Origin of the sequence: Paenibacillus sp. N3.4, from assembly GCF_008017805.1 — a bacterium.
Classification (GTDB): Bacteria; Bacillota; Bacilli; order Paenibacillales; family NBRC-103111; genus Paenibacillus_E.
Window position 1 is genome coordinate 45,625 of record NZ_VRTT01000036.1, and the last position, 23,464, is coordinate 69,088.

A 23,464-nucleotide genomic window follows, 5' to 3' on the forward strand; every position below is an offset into this window, starting at 1 on the left:
AAACCGTCTGAATGCTCCCTGAATTGCCTTCCTGATCTACCGATCTATAGCTGATAGGGTAGAGGCCATCCTGCTTAAACGTGATCGGCCCCGTGTATGCCAGCCACGTATTCCCACTATCCAGACTATATACAGACTGTGTAACCCCCCACAATGTTTGCGGAGCAGACAATGTAACCGTTACTGGATTCCTGTATCGCCCATTGGGTCCATCCGGCTGTGAAGGAGATAAATTCGCTGTCGTAGTAGGTAAATCTGCGCCAATCACTTCAATTTCCAACAATCTGGCGTCGGTATAGCCCGCTGCGGCTGAGGCTTTCGTTATGTTCATTTTTATTTTCTTGGTGGTAATGGGCGTACTCCACTTCAGAGAATTGTACAAACCACTGTTGGCATCATAGGTGTTATTGGTTACAGTCGCTGCGGTTGTCCAATTGGCCCCATCCCAATACTCCATCGTATAGTCTTTGATTTGAAATCCGTTGCCCCCGATCAGCCCGCTCCAGACGTTGATGCCCTTAATTAACTTATCCTCCGGCCAATCCATCTGAAAGTAGTGCGGTTCGCCACTTAAAGAAAGCCATCTGCTGCTGTTGTCATTTTTAATTCCATCTACTGCCTTATTTGCACTAAATGAACCATTCGTCGAATCAACAGTTAATACAGCGCTTGGCGCAATATTTTTATATCGATCTGTACCGAATACTTCGATTTCTAACAATCTGGCGTCCGTATAACCGGCTGCGCTAGAGGCTTTCGTTATGTTCATCCTTAATTTTTTGGTAATAATCGGATGATCCAATTCCAATTTGTTGTAGGAACGAACATTGGCGTCATTTTTATTATCGGTAACAGCAGCAGCCGTCTTCCACTTTTCTCCGTCCCAGTACTGAATCGTATAATCTTTGATTTGGAACCCGTATCCTCCGATTAGTCCACTCCAAACTTGAATACTACTGATCAATTTGTCGGTTGGCCATTCCATCTGAAAATAATGCGGCTCTCCGCTTAAAGATAGCCATCTGCTAGCGTTGTCATTTTTAATGCCATCTACCGCCTTATTCGCACTGAACGAACCATTGGTGGAATCAACCGATAATATAGCGCTTGGCGCGATATTAATTAACGGCTCTATTGGATAAGCAATCGATAGCGGAGAAGTATATGTGCTCTCTCCACTGTCATTTAACGCTGAAATCACATAATAATTATGGAGCGCCGGATTTGCGCTGGTATCTTTGTAGGTACTTCCTGTTACTCCTGTCGCTACAGTCGTATAAACGCCTATTAGACTCGTACTTCTTTTGATGGCATAACCGGTCGCAGTATCCAATCTTACGGACACACGGTCGAAATCAGCTTGCTGGTTGTTCGTGTAAAGACCTATTTTTCCGGAAAGAAGGGGATGACTTCCATCCGTCACTGAAGCTATTACATTTGCGTCCCTATATAGGGTCAACTTATCGCCCGATACTTCAAATCTGAATTTATAATTCGTATTGGCTCCAAGAATAAAATAAGGATCCGTTATTTGCTCGGATGAAGCCAAAATCGCCTCTGCCCCTTGAAATCGCTTAACAATTTTATACTTTTTCTCTTGAGAATCGTAATACGCATAATAGTAGTTATTGTTGTCCACATATCTTGCGGCCACGCCATAATTGCCTGTAACGGAACCGGTTGCTACGATTCCAACTTCAACAACATAGTCTTTCCAAGTGCTGTCTCCTGCAACGCTCATTCCATAACCGGAAGAATTGCTGCTTCGGTACACGTTGGTACTGCCAAGACCGCCTTCCGTACTATGAACAATCCCCCATTCACCGTTTAATACAGTCCATAAACCGTCTCCTAGTTCAAAGTTTTCATAAAAACGCTCTGAATACGAGGGGCTCCAGCTTAAATTGACTCCCGTTCCGGTTGCGAAAGCTTGAACGGTATGAGGAGAATAGGGCATATTCCCCCTAGGGACCGCGCTATATTCGCTGGAATTTAAGCCTTCTCCCATGCCGTTATACGCGGATACCGTAAAATAATAGGCCGTATCATTGGTTAATCCGGTCACTTCGTAGCCTATGGAATTGCCAACGTCTTTCGTAGTATAGCTGCCAGATCCTGTTCTAACCTTCACATAATACCCGGAAGCGTTGGTTGAACTATTCCAATGAAGTACGACGGAACCTTCCTTTGCTTTCGGGCTTTCCAGCAATGGTGCGCTTGGCTTTACAAGCTTGGCAGCGACTTCATTCGAATTAACGCTTGAGCCTGATCTATTCTTAGCACTTACCGCAAAGTAATAGGTTGTCCCGTTGGATAAGCCCGTCACGGTATAGTTCTTTGACTGTCCTGCATCTATCGTATTTGTATAAACGCCAGCTGTCGTCCCATACTTCACGACATATCCAGTTGCAAGCAAAGAATCAAGCCAAGTTAACTTAACCTGACTATTACCAACAATAGATTGAACAATACGAGTAGGCTGCGGCAGTTGTCCTCCGGAACCATCCCATTCTACTCTCATCACGCTGTATGGAGGAATCGTTACCGGATTAAGTGTGCCTTCGGTTTTAATAGCGATAGCATTAGGGGCTTCAGGTGTATTTTTTATTTCTGGGTCAATAGATGAGATAAACGTTTTCGTCATATTGGACGCTAAGGGAACTCCATTCATGTTGATTGTTGCGGTATGAGTACTGTCCGATTTGTTTGTGATCACGACATAATTTTTATTGTTTTTCCCCTTATATGCCTGCGAATATAATGCAGGTATATTGCTGCCGGAATACTTGTTAACCTCTGCCCCTCCCGAAGTCGTTGTTTTCCATAAGTGGGAACTGTTATTGATGGCTTCATAGGCGATTTGCAAACCTAAAGCGGCACCGCTTTTATAAATGCCGAAATCGTAACCTGTGGTATCTAATGTCGTCTTTTTTTCATTAGCATCTCGCATGGCGACAACATAGTTATTGGTGGGCTGGGTGCCAAACTGCATCATCGCATGAAGAAGTACACGTTTCACATTGGGATGGCTCGACAATCTTGTCGTATATTCAGCGGCGAATATGCCATTATACAGCGTTTTTATCATCCCGGACGTGGACAAACTGGTCATGGTTGAAGGAGTCGTATTAAACTCGCTTATCGTTACAGGCATATCAGGTCTTCCTTTGGCAAGGAAATAGGAATCGATATACGAATTCGTACGCTCGGCCAAGGCGGAATTCAGGTCTTTGCGCGCTTGGTCGAACGTTGAATACCGATCGCCGCCCCGATAGAAATGATAGGATACGCCGTCCCAATATTTATTCGGATAAGCAGCCAGTTCTTTATCCCATTCGGGTTTTTCGCCTTGAGAAAACATGACGTTAATCTGTGCTCTCGAATCTACCGATTTGATTGCATCATAATACGGTTTCATTTTGTCCGCATAATCCGTTGCAGTCGGAAAAAATTTACTGAATAAAAAAGCTTCGTTGCTCAGCTCGTAGGCGCTAACTTTAATATTATTATCCTTGCAATATTTCGCAATCGCCATTGCCGTTTCTGGCGTATCGGTGAATCCATTGATAATAATCATGGTTTCCCCATGCACTTGATCCAGGAAATATTTCCAATCCTGAAGTTGATGTTTGTCCGGCTTGGCTCTCAAGATTTGCCCGTCGTTAACGGCAGCATTAAATGTGGGCATTTTCCCGAAAAATTGGGATACCCATTCGTCATCGTCATCCCCTCTCCTTATGTCGAAATAGTCACTATCCGTCCCGGAGGGAAATCGGAACACACGGCCATTCAAGCCATTTGCCAGATCGATGGCCGTCTGATCGGTGTATAAGATGCCATAAGTTTGAAAATCCCCATTATATCCCCCGAAGTTTTCACTTAAGCTTGATTCAACATTCGTATCTATTTGTATAGTGGCCGTATAATCCGCGGCATGAACGAGATTTCGTTGATCGATGAATATTGCCGACAGTAGAGCGAGAGAAATGAATACGCTTACAATTTGTTTGATAAATTTTTTCCGTTCCATATTACATGCCCCTTTTCATTTATTTAGGTTACAGTTGAGAGTGGAAGAAGATACGCTGTTGTATCTTCTCCCACTCTTTTTGTTCGTAGATAAGAAAGTATAAGTTTTATACTTTGCTTCTCATCTACCTTGACAAACGCGGTCGTCCTAGAAGGACGACGAAGTCGTTTATCCTTGTATCGTGTTACTCTGTTACTTCTTAGCCGCAGCGTACCAATCGTTGACTTCTTTATAACTTGTTTCTCCGCCTGAGGATTTGAATTTGGCGATGAAAGCATCTAGACCGTTCAATTGCTCGGCACCGAAAACCAGCTTCATCGTATAATCCCCCACCAAAGTATTCAATTGCTGGAAGCTTTTCGAGAATTCAGGCAGATAAGGAGCAAAACCTAAAGGATCTTCTACTTTCGTATTGGCTGGCTCTTTTTTGTTCATAAAGCTCCAAGCTTCGAACAAACGCATATCCTTGCGAACACGTGCCTGCCAGTAGATCGGATAGTTCTTGTCGTCGGAGCCCGTTAAGAAATTATTGGCCGCATTGCGCTCTTCGGTAAAGATAGGTTGAATAGGCGTATAAGTACCATCCTTCAATGTATAGTGCTTATTTTCTTCACCAATGGTCATGTTGATAAACGTTTCCTTTTCAAGCTTAGCATTCATCCACTTAATCGCATCTTCCGGATGCTTGGAAGCTTTAGGAATGTAAGTCAGTCGGTCAAAACCCTTGGATGCAGCAAGTCCCGCTTTTCCATCCTTACCTTTCAATGCAGGAATATAGCTCGCTTTCGCCGTGGGAATATTTTTCGTTAAAGCATCGGAAATAGTGGGAACGTCAGACCAGTTCAACAGGATCATGCCTGCTTTTCCACTTGTGAATTTTTCTTTAGACGTAGCATCTTTGTTGGCTGCATACTCTTTATCCAACAGTCCTTGTTTGAATAGGCCAGTAACATAATTCACATAATCTGTATATGCAGGGTCCAAAATACGCGGTGTCATCTTGCCATTCACATTATTCCAGAAATTTGGCATTCCAAATGCGCCAGCAATATTATCGATGAAGGCGATCTCACCTTTTACGGTCAAAGGTATATTTTTGTCTCCATTTCCGCCTGGATCCTTCTCTTTGAAAGCTTTAAGAACCGCTGTAAGCTCATCTAATGTAGTCGGCGCATTCATATTTACCTTTTCAAGCCAGTCTTGGCGAATATATAAGCTTGCGTTTACATTCGGAATGCTTTTGGTGGGGATCGCGTACAGCTTTCCATCCACCTTGGCAGCTTCCAAAGCATCAGGATCTATAACTGCTTTAATGTTAGGTCCGAATTTGTCAATTAAAGGTCCTAATTCGAGTAATGCCCCTTTTTTTGCATAGTCGGAGTATAACGCTTTGAAATCGGTGCTTCCCAATGTAGTAATCGCATCATAAGGCTCACCGGAAGCAATCAATATATTCAACTTGTCCTGGGGCTTGTCTTGCGGCAGCATATCATACTGAACCTTATAACCCGTCTTCTGCTCCAAATATTTGGCTACCGGATACGTATTATAATCATCCTTCTGCCAAATTTGAAGTGATTTCAATTCAGATTTGGGTCCTGTCGTTGCCGTTGAGACCGCTGCTGATGGGGTACTAGCTGGGGTTACACTGCTAGCTGCCGGTTTTCCGTTAGAGGAGCAAGCGACCAGAGATGTTACAGATAATCCTCCTGCCAGTGTTGCCATCATCCATTTTTTATAGTTCATTACCATGTGTAGACCTCCCTATTTATTTGTGTACTATATCATTAAACCCTTGATGTGCACATCGTGGGCGTTAATGCAAAGCAGCAAGGAAATTCAAGTCATCAGCCTTTAACAGAGCCAATCAATACACCTTTGACAAAGTGCTTCTGCAAATAAGGATAGACGAGAAGCATCGGTATGATCGAAGCAATAACAGTTGCAGAGCGAACACCTTCTGGGGATACATTCATCAAATCGTCAGCACTCTTGTTCACAGCCGAGGAGCTGTCTGCATCCATAACGATGTCACGAAGGTACAACTGCAGTGGCTTTAAGCCTGCATCGTTAATGTAGAGCATCGGATTAAAGTAATCGTTCCAGTAATATACAGCGTAGAATAAGGCGATCGTTGCGAGAACAGGACCGCTAAGCGGAATGACGATGCGAAACAAGATCGTAAAGTTACGGGCGCCATCCATCTTGGCCGACTCTTCTAATGATTCCGGAAGTGATTCATAGTAGCTTTTAATCACTAGCATATTGAATACGCTAATTAAAGCTGGAACAATTAGAGACCATAGGCTATTGATCAGATGAAGCTCTTTCATTAGCAGATAGTTAGGAATAATCCCGCCATTAAAGAGCATGGTGAAAATAAACAGCAGCATAATGAAAGAAATGCCTGGCAGATTTCTTTTTGATAAGGGATAAGCTGTTAAGGCTGTTAAAGCAATCGCAAGCACGGTTCCAACAACCATAACCAGAATAGAAATACTTATGGAAGTAAGAAATTGACTGGAGGATACGACGTATTTCATCGTTTGCAGTTGAAAGCCTACCGGGAAAATCCCCACCTTGCCGGATATGACGGCTGACTCATCGCTCACCGATTTGGATAGTACGTTGGCTAGTGGCAGCAGGGTCGCCGCTCCCATGAGAATAAGAAACAGGTAGATAAACAGATCCAAGGAGCGATCACCCATCGTTTTTTTATGCAACATTTACACCTCCTACATGATCTACCATATGCTGCGCTTAATTAATCTTTTGCTTAGCTCATTACCGGATAGGATCAGGATCAAACCGACAACGGAGTTGAACAAACCTACTGCCGTGCTAAAGCTATAATCCTGCTGACCAAGTCCTTGGCGGTACACGAAGGTGCCGATCACATCCCCTGACGCATATACAACTGAATTATACATCGTCAATATTTGCTCGGTTCCAGCTTCAAGCAAGTAGCCTAACCGTAAAATAAAGATCAGGATAATCGTTGGCAATATACCTGGAAGTGTAATGTGAATCATCTGTCTGATCCGTCCAGCGCCATCTATGGATGCTGCCTCATACTGCTCTTGTTCTATTCCCGCAATAGCTGCGATAAAGATGATGGCATTCCAACCGGATTCCTTCCAGCCTGCTGTAAAAACAACAACACTTCGAAAAAAGTGATTATCGAGGAAAAAGGAAATCGGCGTCCCCCCCAGCGACTCGATCACATTATTGACCAGCCCTCCTGACGGAGAAAGGATATTCATGAATAGCCCGGAAATTATGACCCAAGACAAGAAATGCGGCAGAAAAATGATCGTCTGGATCGTCTTCTTGAACAAGGCTTTGCGAACCTCATTCAGGAAAAGTGCTATGATGATGGGGATCGGGAAAAGCAGGACGATTTTGTAAAAGCTGATTAACAGCGTACTATTGAACACCTGATAAAACTCCTCCGAGTGAATAAGCTTCTCGAATTGATCCAGCCCGACCCATTTGCTCCCCATAAATCCATCGAAAATGTTGAAATCCTGAAAGGCGATAATGACGCCATACATCGGTGCATATTTGAATAACAGCAAAAATATCAAACCCGGAATCAATAATAGGTATAGATCGTAATTACTTCGAAATAGCTTCCAGCGGCCCTTACTTATTGACTTCGTCTTCGTGTGAGCTGTTTTTTGCTGTTCAAGCTCTGCCGGTATCATACTCAAGTCGGCTCACCTCCGTGTTCTTATATTCGTATTATAAAGAGTGGCGCCATCCATTTGTAGATGGTAATATTTTGGTTTCAGGTAGTATCTTAAGGTATTTACACAATACGAAGAGACTGCCCCGCAAGTAGAAAACCTACCGCTAGGACAGCCTCTTTTTAGCAACGCTTTTTCATTATAAAACGCACCGAAACTGTAGTGCCTTCACCGAGCTTCGAATGAATATCCAAACCATAGGCTTCCCCTGCAAACAATTTGATTCTTTCATTTACATTATATAAGCCATAAGAGCTGCCCGATCCGTCGGATCGCAGGACTGGCAGCGGCTCGGTCAACAAACTGCGGGCAAACTCTTGCTCCATGCCAATCCCATCGTCCGTAACGGACAGGACCAGATCTTCACCTTCCCTGCCAGCTCGGATACGGATCATTCCCGATTTCCCCTTAGATTTACGTATCCCATGCAAAAGCGCGTTTTCGACTAGGGGCTGGAGCGTCAGCTTCGGCATTTCATAACCATCAAGGTCTTCTTCTATATCAAAATAAAAGGTGAAACTCTTAGGAAATCGTGTTTGCTGAATTTCCAAGTAAACCTTTGCCAAATTAAGCTCATCGCTTATGCTTACTAAGTCTCTGCCTTTGTTCAAGCTAAGCCTAAAATATTTGGCCAAGCCATCAATCATCTGGCTAATATCATGAGCATTACGTCCAATCGCAATCCAATTAATGGTATCCAGCGTATTGTATAAGAAGTGTGGATTGATCTGTGCCTGCAGAGCACGCAGCTGAGCTTCCCGCTCCTGTACCTTGGATCGATAGGTCTCCTCCATCAAATTATGAACTCTATGTATCAAATGATCCACACTATTCTCCAGATGAGCATCGGAGGTTCCGATCCGGTCATCCAAGCTGTCAATGCCTTCACGCTTAATCGTCATGATGACCGTCTGTATCCTGCGTTTCATCCCACGTACAATCACAGCGAGCAATATGAATACAAGCAGCAAAACTAGAATCGTTACACCAAATAAAGTCGCTACGCCTGAAAACTGATTCAACACAATCACGCGAGAGGTTATCTCCGTTTTGGGTACCTCTGCCACTAGCCGCCAGCCTGTTGAAAGAACGTTCGTGTAAATCACATAACGAGGATTCTTATCCTTCATCAGAGGAACGATTCCTTCGTCGCTTTGCCCTAATGCCTCCAACAACTCAGCTGATTTCAATGTGGTCCCCAGTAAATCCTTTTCGTTGTTGGATATAATCGTTCCATCGGGAGCTGCCAAATAAATATGGCCTTCCTTGGTCAGCTTCATTTTGGACAAAATATGTTCGATCGTTTGCTCAGCTACATCAATCAATAAATACCCCGAAATTTGTTCGTAATCGTCAGGGTCCCTCAGAATTCTGGCTCCCGAGAACACATAGGTGGATTCAGTGCCTATATAAGATTCTAAATAAGCGCCTGTCCACAGTATCGTACCTCCTGCATCCCTAACTTGTTGATACCAAGACCTATCCTTCAAGGTATCCAGCGCAAAAAAATTGACTTTTTCGCCCGCATACAATCGATTCCCATTCACAAACAATCGAACTCGGAATACATTTGGATTCGTTTGGGCATTATCAACCAAATATCGCAGCTCCTTGAGCGAATCCAACTGCTGCCCAACCGTTGCCGTGCTGCTTAAATATTGATGCAGCTTGGGGTTCATAAATATGATATTAGACGTATCCCTTACGGAATTAAACTGATAGTCCAAATTAATGCTTGCTTGCTTAAGCGTCTGCAGCATCGTGTGGGTCACTTCTTCTTCAAGAATCTCTGAGGACTTCAATGTGTATGAATACAGAAGGACCGAAGCTGGAATGAGAATGAAAATAACATAAACCAACAACCAAAGCTTGGCAGCTATGACTCCTTTCAAAAGCAGCAAGCCATAATTCCAGCTTCTTTTCAGGAGCCGTTTCATCCAACATCACCGCCCTTTACATCTACTGATCACGAAACGAGCTCGGTGTTACCCCCGTATACTTTTTAAATAGTTTACTAAAATAGCTCGGATCGGAATAGCCGACCGTGTAGGAAACTTCATAAAATTTATTGCGGGGATCGCTAAGCAGCTCCTTCGCTTTCTCGATCCTCACCTTTGTCAAATATTCGTTAATCGTTTCCCCTGTTTCCTGTTTAAATAAAAGACATAAGTAGGTTGGAGATAAGAAAACTTCATTGGCGATAACGCCAACCTGCAAATTTTCTGCATAACGCTGATCCATCAAGAGACGGACTCTTTCGATCACATTTTTTGGTTTTCCACTTCGCTTATCACCGATCCGTTTAGAGATATCCAGCAGATGATCCTCTACTAGCTTTCTTAAATCGATGATCGTTTCTTGCTTGAATACCCGCTCCCAAAGCTCGGCCTCTTTATCTCCTAATTCCGGTGCAAGTATGTTTAATTCCACCATAAGCCGACTTGCCAGCAAAAATAATTGCAGACTGACGTTTCTGCAATAGGTAAAACCTTCCTTTCTGTTGCGGGAGAGGGGTTCGAACACCTCATCCAGTTCTGCAAGCAACTTGTCCTCATCCGCTGCTTTCAGAACGGACATGATGCGCTCTCCCTGCAAGGCATTAAACCGATAGGAGCTATCCTTATCCTGTTCTAGATGATCTATCGATATAATATGATTTTTTCCTAAATACCATCTTTGATCCGCGGCTTCCCTAGCTTGGGTGTACGATCGAGGCAATGAACTTAACTGGGAAATACACTCGCCAACGCCGATGGTGACACTAATTTTCAACCAACGCTGTAGATTGTCGCGAATCTTCTCCGCTAATGCAAACAACTTCTCTTCTTGCACGTCCTCTTCACCCATTTTAAGGATGCCTACGAATTCGCCAATTCTGTTTTCAAAAGCATACCCATGCATACATTGCTCAATCAATTCTTGCACAATATTTTGAACAGAGTAGGAAAGCAACTGCTGATCCCTCTCAGGACGTGAGGAAATAACCTCAGCGCTATCATCTATGTTCACCACAATCGTCCAATAATTGAATTCCACAGGCAAATCAAGCCCCAGGAAATCAAGCTTTTCCTTTATACGCCCCGGGTGTGTAACCCCATCGCGAATCAAAGACATGAGGAACTTCTCGCGCAGTAAAGGCATGCTCTGCGTAAGCTTAACCTGCATATCTGCGATATATGTGCGTTCTTGCTCCGCCTCTTGCAGCACAGCCACTACGCGCTCAATAACTGTGGCCAGCTCCTGCATATTCACTGGCTTGAATATATAGTCCACCGCATTGACCTTCAGCGCAGACTTGAGATAATCCACATCATCATGACCGCTGACAAACACAATTTGGGTGGTTGGAAAACGCACCTTAATTTCATTGGATAACCGGATCCCATCCATATGGGGCATACGCACATCCGTAAGCACAATATCCGGTCTGACCCGCTCGATGACCTCTAAGGCAACATCCCCATCATCAGCCTCATCTACGACCTCAATGCCGTACTGACTCCAGTCAAAATAGGTGCTTAGTCCAAAGCGAACGGTATCCTCATCGTCTACGATAACTAATCGATACATAAGTTTATTGACCTCCTATCCCTTGCTCATTTAGTATAACTGGAAATGCAGCTTTAACCTATGAGAAAACCTCTATCGAGGCCATTCAATGATGAACGACCACGTTTGGAGGTTGGTTTTATCGCCAATAAGAAAGCCGTTTACGGGAACCGCAAACTCATGCTTTCTTATGTGGTAAAAAAACAAAAGGATCGACTCCCCCGCAAAGCTTAACAGGAGGTCGACCTTCATCATGATTAGCAGCACCTAGCATTCCTCTTCAAATTCAATATGACTGGAAAGAGCAGCTTGATCATGCTCTGCATAACCCGGCCGCTCCCCAAGCCAAGCGCCTTGCTCGATTAGCCTGCGCTGAAGTCCGGATACGGATATTTCGCGGAATCCTCCTCCGTCCCTACTAGCCATGGCCGCTGCCGTACCTGCCGCTTGCCCCATCGCGAAGCAGTTAGGCATGACACGGAGCGAGCCCTGTACTGGACGATCGGATGAGACGGAGCGTCCTGCTACAATCAGATTGGATTTACCTTGTGGCAGCATACAGCGATAAGGGACGCCATGTGATTTTCCTTTTGGCAAATACTTGATGGTCATTGTGCTGCTGGCATTTGCGAGATGAATATCAATGAAGTAGGCGTTGCGCGCAATATCATCCTCAAACGATCGCATCGATATGTAATCCTCCACGACCAGTGTATAGTCGCCTGCGATTCGCCGTGTTTCACGAATACCAATTTGATCGCCGGAATGGACGAGATGGATCTCCTCAAACCCAGGCACATATTTACGCAAAAATTGGATTTGCACTTGAATTAATTGTCGTCCTTCGATGGCCGCACGGGTTAGATCCTCCGCTTTTGTACCATCAATACCAAATATATGTCCAAAGTTAAAGCCAGCAACTGTATCCGTAATCCAAGCGATGCCTGAAATACGCTTACGTCCTTCGGGAAGATCCCCATTTTGCTGCGCCTCTATGACGGTATTCTCCAAAGCTATATTTTGCCCCGTATCTACTAGAAATTGATCAAAGCGAGCTTTGTTCGCTCCTGCGACTACATAACACATGGTGCCTGGCTGCATTTCACCTTGCTCTCCCCCAGTCTGGAAAGAAACGCCAGACAGTGCTGCGAGATCCGCATCACCCGTGGCATCGATATACAGCTTAGCTTGAACGACCGAGCGTCCGGATTTATTACTGATCACAAGACCACTGATGCGATCTCCCTCCAATAGAACCTGATCGGCAAAGGTGTGAAATAAAATCTTAGCGCCGCTTTCCAATACCTCCTGATCATACACACCTTTTAGGGTCTCAACATCAATAGCTACCCAATCTAATCTATCCTTATTTCGGCTGTAGAAGGCTTCACCTGCAGCTAGCTTCATCTTCTCCAACAGCTCCAGGCCGATCCCCCGTATGATTGGTTTCTCACCATCCGTATAAGGGCAGAATGCGGGTACCAGCGCTGCTGTTCCCATTCCTCCTAAATACCCTCTTTGCTCGATCAATAGGGTTTCCGCCCCATTACGAGCGGCAGCCATAGCTGCTGCAACACCGGATGCTCCACCACCCACCACGACCACATCTGGTGTATAGGAAACAGGAAGCTTAGATGAAACTTGAATACTGGCTTGCACTTGGTTAACCATGATTAAATCTACCTCCTCTGTGTTATTCCCATTATAATCTGTCCTAGCAGAGGAACTAGTTTAACTTTAGTTTCATCTAAAAACCAAAAAAATAAGCCGGATCTATTCACTCTTTTCGAGCGAAGATCTCTCCGGCGAAAAGGGAAGCAGGCTTCTCCGAAATGGATTAATGTGCGGGCTGCCGCTTGATATAGCACTTCCACCAGATTGCGGACTTGCCGGGTTCCCACCTTTCGGGCAAGCCCGACCTTCTCCGGCGCCTTCAGATGGTAATGGATCCATTGGGCCGTTTCACCCATTCCGCGGGCGATTTCCGTCGCCGAAGCGGGGACGGCCAAACAGCTGCTGATGACTACGGAACAGTCCATTCAAGAAATTTCTGAGCGGCGGGTATTTCTATACGCTCTTCAAGAAAGCCGACGCAATATCGACAAAAACAACCTCCCAAAGGCTAGACGGCCCGCGGGAGGTTGTTTTTTCAAGATTCTAATAAAAGTATCGATTTCGGATAGGCGTAATACGTCACAATTTGATACGGAAATTACTTCTGAAATACAATCGTTGTATTCAAATCCGTGTTCTGCGTTTTCTCCTGATAGGTGCCCAAATAAGACATGCTGAAGGTATAGTTGCCAGATAATAATTCCTTGCTTGCCATTCCGCCAACCGTAGTCCCAAGGTCCTTCCACCCTCCGGCGTAATATTTCACCGTTCCTCCGTCGAGTGGGTTCCCCAAACTGTCCTTCAGCTGTACCGTCGTATTCACCGTCTGGAATACAACCGTTTCAGGCAAACCCGTGTTCTGCGTTTTCTCCTGATAGGTTCCCAAGTAAGACACACTGAAGGTATGGTTGCCAGGCAATAACTCCTTGCTTGCCGTTCCGCCAGCCGTAGTCCCCAGGTCCTTCCACCCTCCGGCGTAATATTTCACCGTTCCTCCGTCGAGCGGGTTCCCCAGACTGTCCTTCAGTTGTACCGTCGTGTTCACCGTCTGAAATACAACGATGGGGCTAGCGCCTGTATTCTGTGCCTTTTCCATGTATGTTCCTTCGTATGTCATGCTAAAGGTGTATGCTTTATCAGGCAAGTCCTTACTAATCAATCCAAAAGCGTCGGTTACCCCAAAATCCTTCCATCCGCCATCGTAGTATGTAACGATTCCACCTCTTATCGGATTACCTCTGCTGTCTTGCAACTTAACGACTGCGGCTGTCATATTTATTTTAAAACTAACATGGTTGTCAGGTTCAACATTCCCCGCTTTATCGGTCGATCGATAAATAATGCCGTAATTGCCACTCTGACCAAACGTCACGGGTGCCGTATAAGGCTGCCACGTAGTCCCGTTATCCAGACTATACTCCGTCTTCTCTATACCAAATACATGATCGGTGGCGGTCAATGTTACCGTTACCGGATTTACGTACCAACCATTTTGTCCATCCGGTTGTGCCGGAGACACGGAAGCTGTCGTAACTGGTGCAACAACATATGTAATGTCCACAATCGTCATCGAATAAGGCTTCAATGGAATCTCTCCAGCGAAATTGGAAGATGGCGTCTCCGGCAATGGATTCACTTGCGGCGCGTCCAACCAATTCGCATTCGGGTTCGTCAAAAACGCGGGTAAAGGATCAGATCCCCCATATACCCAATTGGTCTTGAGATCCCAGCCTGGTATGGAAACATTGACAGGGTTCATGGTCCGATTGGCGAAAACAACCTGCTTAATGCCATTAGCGTCACCGAAACCCCATGCGCCAACATCCGCAACGTTATAATAGACATCCGTTGCGATGAACCGCAGCTTTTCATTTTGAACATTGCCTTGTGCAAGATTGAGTTTGTAAAAGCTGCTATGGGTATTGAGCAGACCTCCCAAAGCTTTAAATACATAGTAATTCGGTAATTTAGTGAGATCTCCAGCCGCGGTTTGCTGCACGATGCCAAACCCTTGGGGATCTACCATCGCATGTACGTCGGAAATCGTCACGGCACCCGACTCGATCATTTGCAGCACCCGTTCCATATTGTGCATCGCAAATCCCGGGGTTTTCATAAATTGTTTGCGTGCCTTCTCGTTAGGGTCTTTCTCGCCAAATAGGACGGTTGGAAGAGAAGACCATTCCGTAACCCATATTTCCTTACCTGGGAATTGGTTTTTCTGTATAGACAGACCTTCCAATGCGCTTTGATTATACGTATATAAGTATCTCATCATTTTGCTGTTCGTTAGATCAAATAGATTGGGAATAGGTGAATACACATGGACGATGATAGCGTCGTAGAAACTGCTGTCCGTCATTAGCGTTTGATTCCAAAGCGCTACGCGTCCCCCTTGTGTAGATCCCCAATCCACATTGGGGTCTGGAAGATTATTGGGGTCAGCTGCTATTCGGTCTTCCAAATCCTTTGCAACAGCCACAATACCGATTTTAATGGTCGGGTCTATACCTTTGATTCCCTGATAGATCAATTTGCATTTGGCAACATATTCAGAGACTGACGGGAAGCTTGCATCGAACAAGATGGAATAAAGCTCGTTCCCCATTTCCACATAAATGGGATGTGTAGTTTGCTGCTTCATCTGCTGGACTTGTGTCAGGATTTCACTCACGGACTGAGAGATTACATTTAATACAAATACGTAGGGAACCTCCAGCGTATTCGCGAGATGGTAGGAATCCGCAAGATATAACCCTGGGTACCCCGGCTGAAGATTCACATTCTCTACCGCCCCAACCGTTCGATTCCCATAGAATTGCTGATAACGCGGATCTTTGGAATTCATGACCGTGCCCTCGTTGTACAAGTAGTAATTTGCACCCGTACCATCGGGTCCACGAACATTTTGAAGCTTGAGGTCCATGCCCAGATTATCGAAGCTTTCCAGTTGAAAATCAGTCACCCTTCCAACCTTAACCAGTTGTTCGTTATGTGCTCCTAGGAAATGGGAAGGCAAGGCACTCGGAGTCGGATCAATCGCAAATTCTGCTATGGATACGGTTGGTTCCGGCACAGGATTCACAACCACTTGCGTCGAAGCCGAGAATCCCCCGTCTACGGTACTAACCGTGATTACCGCCGTGCCTGCAGACAAAGCTTTAATGGCTCTGGAGGTACTCGAACCTCCTACCAAACTGACCACGGAAGGATTACTGGAAGTCCATATGGTCAACGGATTATCTACATCCGCCGGAGTAACCGTAGCTGTAAGCTCCTCAGCTTCCCCCATATACAGGGATGTACTAGGTTTGTTGAGGGTAACACCTGTAGGCCGTACATAGACAACGATATCGCTCTTTTCCTGAAAAGAATTATCATACGTTGCAGCAGTAACTACTGTCTGACCCTTCGCTATAGCTGTAACCACTCCCGTCTGGTCTACTGTCGCAACCTGCGTATTGCTTGAAGTCCACATCACACTTTTTCCGGTTGTATTGGTCAGCTGCAGCGGTTCGCTATTTCCACTTGCGATCGCAGTTAGTTTGGCGCTCAAGACAAAAGCGGAGCTTTCATGGTTCCATATTTGTAAGTTATCAAAAGTTGCCTTTACATTATAGGTGGTCAGCTGTACCTTGCCGAATACATAGGAAACATTGGAAATGGCACCTGCATAGGTATAATCGAGGTCGGTTGCGCTTTTCACATAAACCTGAACCCAATTATCCAAGGCGACCAATTTAATATCGTAATCCGTATCCGTGTTAAAAGTCATTGCATACATCGACTGCTCCGTGCCGCCTGCTTTGACGTAACTTAGTCCGGTGCTTCTGATCAGTAAACGTGTATAATCGGCTTCACTGACATACCTGAACTTCACAGAAATAAAGTTGCCTGCCAGATTTTCACCCCGATTAAACCTCATAGAAATCGTCTGGTTCCTCCACGTTGTTTCCACCCCTTTCATTTCGATCAAAGAGGATGCCGTTGAGGTGGAAGATAGTCGAGAATTATCAACCGTCCAAGTCCCATATATCGCTTTCCAAACGCTCATGCCCTCGCTGAAATCGTCCTGGAACTGCAAAATACCGGTAGGATTAATCGGATCCTTGACCACGATTTCAGCTTTATCCTGATAGATGCTGTCATTCGTTGCTGCGGTAATGACCGCCTGTCCCCGGGTGAGCAGGGTCACAGCTCCAGTCTGATCTACTGTCGCTACCTGGTTGTCGCTTGAACTCCAGATCACACTTTTCCCCGTCGTATTTGTCAACTGCAGCGTTTCGCTATCCCCCTTGTTGAAAACGCTTAACTTTTTACCTAGCATAAACGGTAACTTTTCATGGTTCCATATTTGAATGTTATCTAAAGCGGCCTTGACATTGTACGTTGTCAGTTGTACCTTGCCGAAATTATAGGAAGCATTGGAAATCGCACCCGCAACGATGTAATCAGGATCGGCAGCGCTTTTTACATATACTTGCACCAAATCGTCCAGGGCTACCAGTTTGATATCATAATCCGTTCCCGTATTGAAAGTCGTTGCATAAAAAGACTGCTCCGCTCCACCTGCTTGGATATAACTTAACCCCGTGCTTCTGATCAGCAATCGTGTATAATCCGCTTCGCTGACGCACCTCATTTTGATCGAAATGAAGTTGTCGTTCGAGCTTGTGGCGAGTCTGTTAAACCTCATGGCTACCGTCATGTTCCGCCATTTGGTTAGTGTCCCTTTCGGCTCAAGCAGTGAGGATGAAGCGGCAGGAGAAATAAGCTGCGAATGGTCGATTCCCCATGCTCCGGATACAGCATTCCACAAACTCATGCCGTTGCTGAAATCATCTTGGAACTGCAAGACCCCTGTCGAATCGATGGGATCCTTCACATAGATATCAAATCTGGCTTGTAACAGATTGTCAGTCGTGGCAGCCGTAATAGTCACTAGGCCCCTGCCTACAGCAGTTACCACACCATTTCCATCTACGGTTGCTCTCGTCGTATCACTAGAAGTCCAGACAACCGTTTTTCCGGTTGTATTGATTAGCTGCAAAGCAGATTGACTTCCCAAATTCAAAGCAGACAACACGCTTCCATTTGCCATAAAAGAGGAAGATTGCGTATTCGATACTTTAACATTATCCAACAGCACCTTGTCATTGGAAGTTTGGAATCTCAGCTTTCCGCTTTGTAAAGGCAAGCCTGCAATCGTCCCTGCGCTCGTGTAATTGGATTGCCCTTCCGTTTTGGCATAGATGGTTGCCGTACTTCCTGAAAGGATCATCTTTACGTCATAGTTCGTACCCACGGTAAATTTATAACTGGAAAGGTACGACTCCGCAGCTCCATTTAACGAATAACTTAACCCCGTAGGTCTGATCAACAAGCCCAAATTACTGGTGTTGCTCACATACCTGGTAAAGACTCTTGTAAAACCGCCTCCTGGCGCTCCCACTATTTGGATTCGAAAATCGACAATTTGATCCTGCCAAACGGAATTCGATCCTTTCGGTTCTATTTCGTTCGTGCTGCCCGAGGTAACCCGAAGAGTGCCGTTGTCAACAACCCATGATCCTTTTATTCCCTTCCATAACGACATGCCCTCGCTAAAATCGTCTTGAAATTGCAGTACACCAGTGTCTTCAGCACCAGCAGCCAGACTTGCTAGTCCTGGGAATAGCAGCACAGCTAAACATACACAAAAAATCACACCCGATACTATTTTTTTATACATGCTCTAAACAGCCTCCCATATACTTATAATCCAAATAATGTAAGCGCTTCATATTCAATGTAAAAAGAAGGCAGCAAGGTTGTTCCGTGCCTTTTAATATCAACTCACGGTCAGTTGGTACGGCGGCGCGAGCCTCCTCTTTATTGCTGTCGCTGGTCATCTTCTCCGTAGTAGTAGGCTTCAAATTTATGTTCAATCTGCTCAAGACTGATTAATGCCTTCAAGTGACATAAGATGCAAGACCCTTGTCGCCAGCATCGCTTCGATGCTGGCGCGTATATCGTACATCCTTCTCCTGGTTCAGGTGTTACTGGATGAAATGGCTTGCGGGACGTGTCCTTCTGCTCAACAAAAACATCCATGTCGGATTGCGGAATCGGTACTGTCTACGAGTATTCGGCATAGGTTGCCTCGTAAGCATAATTTGAGAAAATCAAAAGCATAAGTGAAACGCAAGCCATACTTTGCCCATTTTTCTCACATCAGATCACCTCATTGATTTATGATTCCACGCTTAAACTTCCCAACGCCCTTCTGACATACCCATCGTGCTCCCGCAGCGCTTCCAGCGCTTGCGCCGCATCCACTTTCCCAAGCGCCATCGTAATCGCAACCTTCGGATTGTCGTCTGCCCGCAAGAGGAGTTCGTCTACCGCAGCTTCGTCTTGCAGACCTGTCGCCAGCTTCACAATATGCTTGACTCGCTTGTGAAGCTTCTCATTCGTACCTTGAATATTGACCATTAAATTTCGATAAACCTTCCCTGTTCGAATCATGATAGAAGTTGAAATCATATTCAGCACTAGTTTTTGAGCTGTTCCACCCTTCATTCGGGTAGAACCCATAATAGCTTCGGGTCCCGTATCCACCTCGATTGCCACCTGCGCATGCCGGCTGATCACAGCCAGCAAGTTACAGGCAAGGCTTATGGTACCCGCTCCTATTGCAGTTGCATATTTCAAAGCGCCGACACAATAGGGCGTTCTTCCGCTGGAAGCGATCACCAACACCACATCTCGCTCTTTTAAACCGAATTCCTTCAAATCATTAGCTGCCCGTTCGGCGCTGTCCTCAATACCCTCGTTTGCATTCACCAATGCGTCTTTCCCACCAGCTATGAGTGCCGAAATGCGATCCCGTTCGATTCCATAGGTCGGAGGGCACTCCACTGCGTCCATATTTCCTATTCTGCCGCTTGTGCCAGCACCAACATACACCAGACGTCCACCTCTGTTGAAGCGCTCCAAAATATATTCAACCGCTGCGGTAATTTGAGGGATCGCTTGTGCGACTTTCATCGGTACCTCCTGATCCAATTGATTGATGCACTGTAATACTTGCTCCGTATCCCAGGTATCAATCTCTTCCGTGCCCGGATTGATCTTTTCTGTAGTCAACATGTCTAACGGATCGTAACTTGTCAATTAAATCGCCTCCAACTTTGTTTAGAAAGGCTCGCATGAAATGTACTTTTAAAGGAAGCCAAATCCATTCCCAGATTCTCATCCGGCGAATGGACTGCAAGTATCGCTGCCCCGTACACTGGCGGCATATCGAGCGGCATCAGTACAAACCGCTCCTCTAGATGCTTGCGCAGTCTGTTTTTCAACCCGTCGCCAGCCTGCCATAATCCGCCGGACAATACCAGCTTCCACGAATCGGCTTGCAAGTATCGGCTGCCAGCCCGCGCCATTGTCGCAAGCTCATGCGCCGCCTCATCCAACAGCGATATGGCCGCAGCATCGCCTTGTTCGGCCGCTTGAAACGCTAGCGGAGCAAAACCAGCTATATATTTCTTGCCGTTCTGGTAGATAACTGGAATCGCTTCTACTAGAGACGAGCCTAATTTATCTTCCGTCAGCTCCAGCAACAGCGTTCTCGGACTTCGTCCATCCATTGCCTTCAATGAGGCTTGAATAACTTTGGAACCGATATCGAAGCCGCCGCCCTCATCTCCCAGCATGTATCCCCATCCGCCAACTTGATGAATGCTTTGCCTGGATCTCACATGCAGGATAGAGCCGGTTCCGGCAATCAATACCATCCCCTCCTCAAAGCCTAACCCCGCTACCAATGCATTCAAGCCATCTCCGCCATTCTTAATCTCCGCACAACGAGGGAGCAGCTCACGGAATAAGGTGTGGAGCGAACTCCTGTTCTTTACCAGTCCGCCACCCGACATACCAGCATAGATCTGCCGCAACGGCAACACACGGCCGCCATATTCTGCAAGCAGCTCGTCCAGCAGAGTCGCCAGTCTTCGCTCCACTTGCTCGAAGCTAATATCGTTCACATTTGTCGCTTCACCGATTACACGATTCCGTACTTTGCCCGAGCGGTCCAACAGTACGGAATCCGTCTTGCTTCCCCCACCGTCAATTGCAATATAAAACTCTTCCGCCTGTTCCATATTTTATCACTTGCCTCTGCACAGATTTAAGAATCGACAATTTCAAACAGTTTCATCTCGTCTTTGGCAAAACTCAAGTTCGCCTGACGTCCTACTGTATTGATCGTTTCACCGGAATACAGCTCGTGAAGCTTGCAGTCCTGCGGCATATGTAGCGTACGCTGCCCCCCAGCATGGCAATAATAACCTACCATGTTGCGGTTCACATAGACAGGCTCTCCCGCATCCGAGTAAATAAACACGCCCGCTTCGCGAGCTAATTGACGGAGCACATGATGCGGCACCGGTCCCAAGCCTGACCAAGCGTCGAATCGATGAGCCGACCTTTTAGCTGCAAGCGCAGTTTTACCTGATTTTTCATAGCTTCCGATTGGCTCAGCCTGTTCATCCCGCACATGGAACATCGGCTTGATGGGACGATCAAATCCGTAAATTGTGCCATGCTTTTCATCGCTGTACGCCCCGAAAGGCACATGTGCTTTAAACTCAACAGTCTGCGAGTAATCCAATTCTTCAACATTCATTCCGATCAATTCACACATCGCTTCAACAGAAAAGCCTTGTTCAGTGATTAAACCTGCCGTGTAAATAAACAGCATCGATTTGCCCAGTGCCTTCAGCCTTTTGATTTCTTCCAGATGCTCAGGCTTTGGCGCAAGCAGGTTCAGGAAAATATAAAAATGATATTGATCATGCGGCATCCGGGAATGCGTAATATCGTCCATCAGATAATTATCCCAAGGGAAACCCGCCCGGTTGAGTTCCTCAGTCTGCTTCTTGATAATTGCCTCACCTAGATTAGCAGAGGAAACCGGGAAATAATAAGATTCCTGATCGACAAAAACCGCAACCTGGCTAGCACTTTGCATTTTCTTCCTGTAGAGGTGGCTCGTCGCTTCATGTATCTTCTGAATTTCCTGCATCAATTCGTGATCATCGAACCAGCCGGAAAACATGTCGAACCACCAATGGCCCATTCCTTTTGAAGCTGCCAAAGCCGCCTCACGCTTTGAATACATGACCGTTTGCTCCAGATTGTCCATTTTGACGTGTGCATACGCTTGCAAAGCCTGCGCATATTTATTGTCGCTAACCAAATGTGTCGTATTGTCGATTTCATGAAAATACAGTTTTTCGTGCAATGATATGCTATCGATTGGCACCATGAAGGCGCTAGTGCTTTCCAGCTTTCGAAACATATAGGATGCGGGAGTAAACAAAATGTCAATATCGTCATTATTGATGATTTGCCTGAACGACCAGGTACTCTGGTTGATATCCGTACATTCCATCAGATAACCATAAAATAATCCGACCAAGCGGGTGTTGGATGTATGCGTTTTGGCTATTTGGGCGAAATAGGCAATCGTATCGGCGACAACGTGATTATGATAGTGCCAATAGTCCAGCGCCGACTTGTCAGAATGGGGATGCCGCAATATTCCCCAGGAAGTATGGTGCAGTTCTTCGTAAGTAGGCAGCGCTCGAGAGTCATCATTGTACCACTGTTGGTAAGCTTTCTCTTTGGACGCATTATAATCGCCATTATCATTGCGCGTGAACCATTCGCAGGTGTTGCCCGCAAGCAGGAATATACCGTACAGCTTCTCCGGATAATTTTCGTCGATATAATCGATCGTGTCGCACATAAAGCGAGCAGCGGACGTTCTCCATTTGTCATAAGTGGCCGATTGCGCAAGATGTGTGAACGTATCGGCGCAATCCGGATTTTGCTCTAGGAACCAGTCTCGGGTATCCAGATGGATCATTAATGAAAAATAAGCGTCTGGAGCATTCTCTATAAACATATCCACTTGCTGACGCAAGTTTTCAAATTGATATTGTTCATCCCCGACCCAAATTTCTCCGAATTGGGAATAAGGCACCTTCAGGGAACAATTAACTCCCGTCGGGAACAAGCTCATAAGTCGAACGCCAGAGTTTGCGAAGTTATTCACTGTATGCGCTTGCGGCCAGAATGAACGGAATGAGATTGGATCGATCAGTTCCTCATTAATACGAATTTTAACGTTTCCGTCATGTCTCTCCAATGACGCTCTCATTTTCAAAATCATCCCTTCGTTATATGAAAATACGGTCACGAGATTCATTGAATCTCGTGATGATTGGCATTCACTCTACTTCTTGTCTGGATGTTCCTTTTTATAAATTTCCGTAGCTTGTTCGATCCACTTCTGACCGCCCGCATCCACATATTTTTTCTTAAGCGTCTCGTATTCTTTGTCAAGATCGCCTTTCGATAAAATCAAAGAGGCAAAGATTTCTTTCGTAATATCCTGCAACACTTTTCCACTATTGCGTTCGATTTCCGGAATATCATAAAGATAAGCGTCTTCGACCGCATTGTCTTTTGAAAGCTT

Annotated in this window: 13 protein-coding genes and 1 pseudogene; all 14 read right to left on the minus strand. The window is 45.6% G+C overall.

Features of this window, described 5'->3' with window-relative positions; translation table 11 throughout:
- Nucleotide 1: 1 nt before the first annotated feature.
- Nucleotides 2-4,030, minus strand: a pseudogene (locus FU659_RS18670) (discoidin domain-containing protein); the annotation flags it as partial.
- 192 nt (nt 4,031-4,222) lie between these two features.
- Nucleotides 4,223-5,782 (minus strand): extracellular solute-binding protein, encoded by a 1,560-nt coding sequence (locus FU659_RS18675; protein ID WP_147948958.1) that lies wholly within the window; start codon nt 5,780-5,782, stop codon nt 4,223-4,225.
- A 95-nt stretch (nt 5,783-5,877) separates the two neighbouring features.
- Nucleotides 5,878-6,756 (minus strand): carbohydrate ABC transporter permease, encoded by an 879-nt coding sequence (locus FU659_RS18680; RefSeq protein ID WP_261807905.1) that lies wholly within the window; start codon nt 6,754-6,756, stop codon nt 5,878-5,880.
- An 18-nt stretch (nt 6,757-6,774) separates the two neighbouring features.
- The gene (locus tag FU659_RS18685) at nt 6,775-7,737 is read right to left on the minus strand and encodes an ABC transporter permease (protein WP_147948969.1); all 963 of its coding nucleotides are present in this window, start codon (nt 7,735-7,737) and stop codon (nt 6,775-6,777) included.
- A gap of 164 nt (nt 7,738-7,901) precedes the next feature.
- Nucleotides 7,902-9,716 (minus strand): cache domain-containing sensor histidine kinase, encoded by a 1,815-nt coding sequence (locus tag FU659_RS18690; RefSeq protein ID WP_147948959.1) that lies wholly within the window; start codon nt 9,714-9,716, stop codon nt 7,902-7,904.
- 22 nt (nt 9,717-9,738) lie between these two features.
- Nucleotides 9,739-11,349 (minus strand): response regulator, encoded by a 1,611-nt coding sequence (locus FU659_RS18695; protein WP_147948960.1) that lies wholly within the window; start codon nt 11,347-11,349, stop codon nt 9,739-9,741.
- A 246-nt stretch (nt 11,350-11,595) separates the two neighbouring features.
- Nucleotides 11,596-12,999, minus strand: a complete 1,404-nt coding sequence (locus tag FU659_RS18700) for an FAD-dependent oxidoreductase (RefSeq protein ID WP_147948961.1) — start codon at nt 12,997-12,999, stop codon at nt 11,596-11,598.
- Between the two features lie 8 nt (nt 13,000-13,007).
- A complete protein-coding gene (locus FU659_RS36430) occupies nt 13,008-13,367 on the minus strand; it encodes a helix-turn-helix domain-containing protein (protein WP_222708579.1) in 360 nt (119 codons plus the stop codon).
- 173 nt (nt 13,368-13,540) lie between these two features.
- Entirely contained in the window at nt 13,541-18,673 is a 5,133-nt protein-coding gene (locus tag FU659_RS18710) for an Ig-like domain-containing protein (RefSeq protein WP_147948962.1), read from the minus strand.
- 140 nt (nt 18,674-18,813) lie between these two features.
- Entirely contained in the window at nt 18,814-19,035 is a 222-nt protein-coding gene (locus FU659_RS35635) for a hypothetical protein (protein WP_187274243.1), read from the minus strand.
- 138 nt (nt 19,036-19,173) lie between these two features.
- Nucleotides 19,174-20,097, minus strand: coding sequence for an N-acetylmuramic acid 6-phosphate etherase (murQ, locus tag FU659_RS18715; RefSeq protein ID WP_261807906.1), 924 nt, complete (start codon nt 20,095-20,097; stop codon nt 19,174-19,176).
- Nucleotides 20,094-21,083: an N-acetylglucosamine kinase gene (locus FU659_RS18720; protein WP_147948963.1), complete on the minus strand. Its 990-nt coding sequence runs from the start codon at nt 21,081-21,083 to the stop codon at nt 20,094-20,096. The genes murQ and FU659_RS18720 overlap by 4 nt, the downstream gene beginning before the upstream one ends.
- A gap of 26 nt (nt 21,084-21,109) precedes the next feature.
- Nucleotides 21,110-23,146: a hypothetical protein gene (locus tag FU659_RS18725; RefSeq protein ID WP_147948964.1), complete on the minus strand. Its 2,037-nt coding sequence runs from the start codon at nt 23,144-23,146 to the stop codon at nt 21,110-21,112.
- Between the two features lie 75 nt (nt 23,147-23,221).
- A partial coding sequence (locus tag FU659_RS35640) for a hypothetical protein (RefSeq protein WP_187274244.1) occupies nt 23,222-23,464 on the minus strand: 243 nt, incomplete at its 5' end.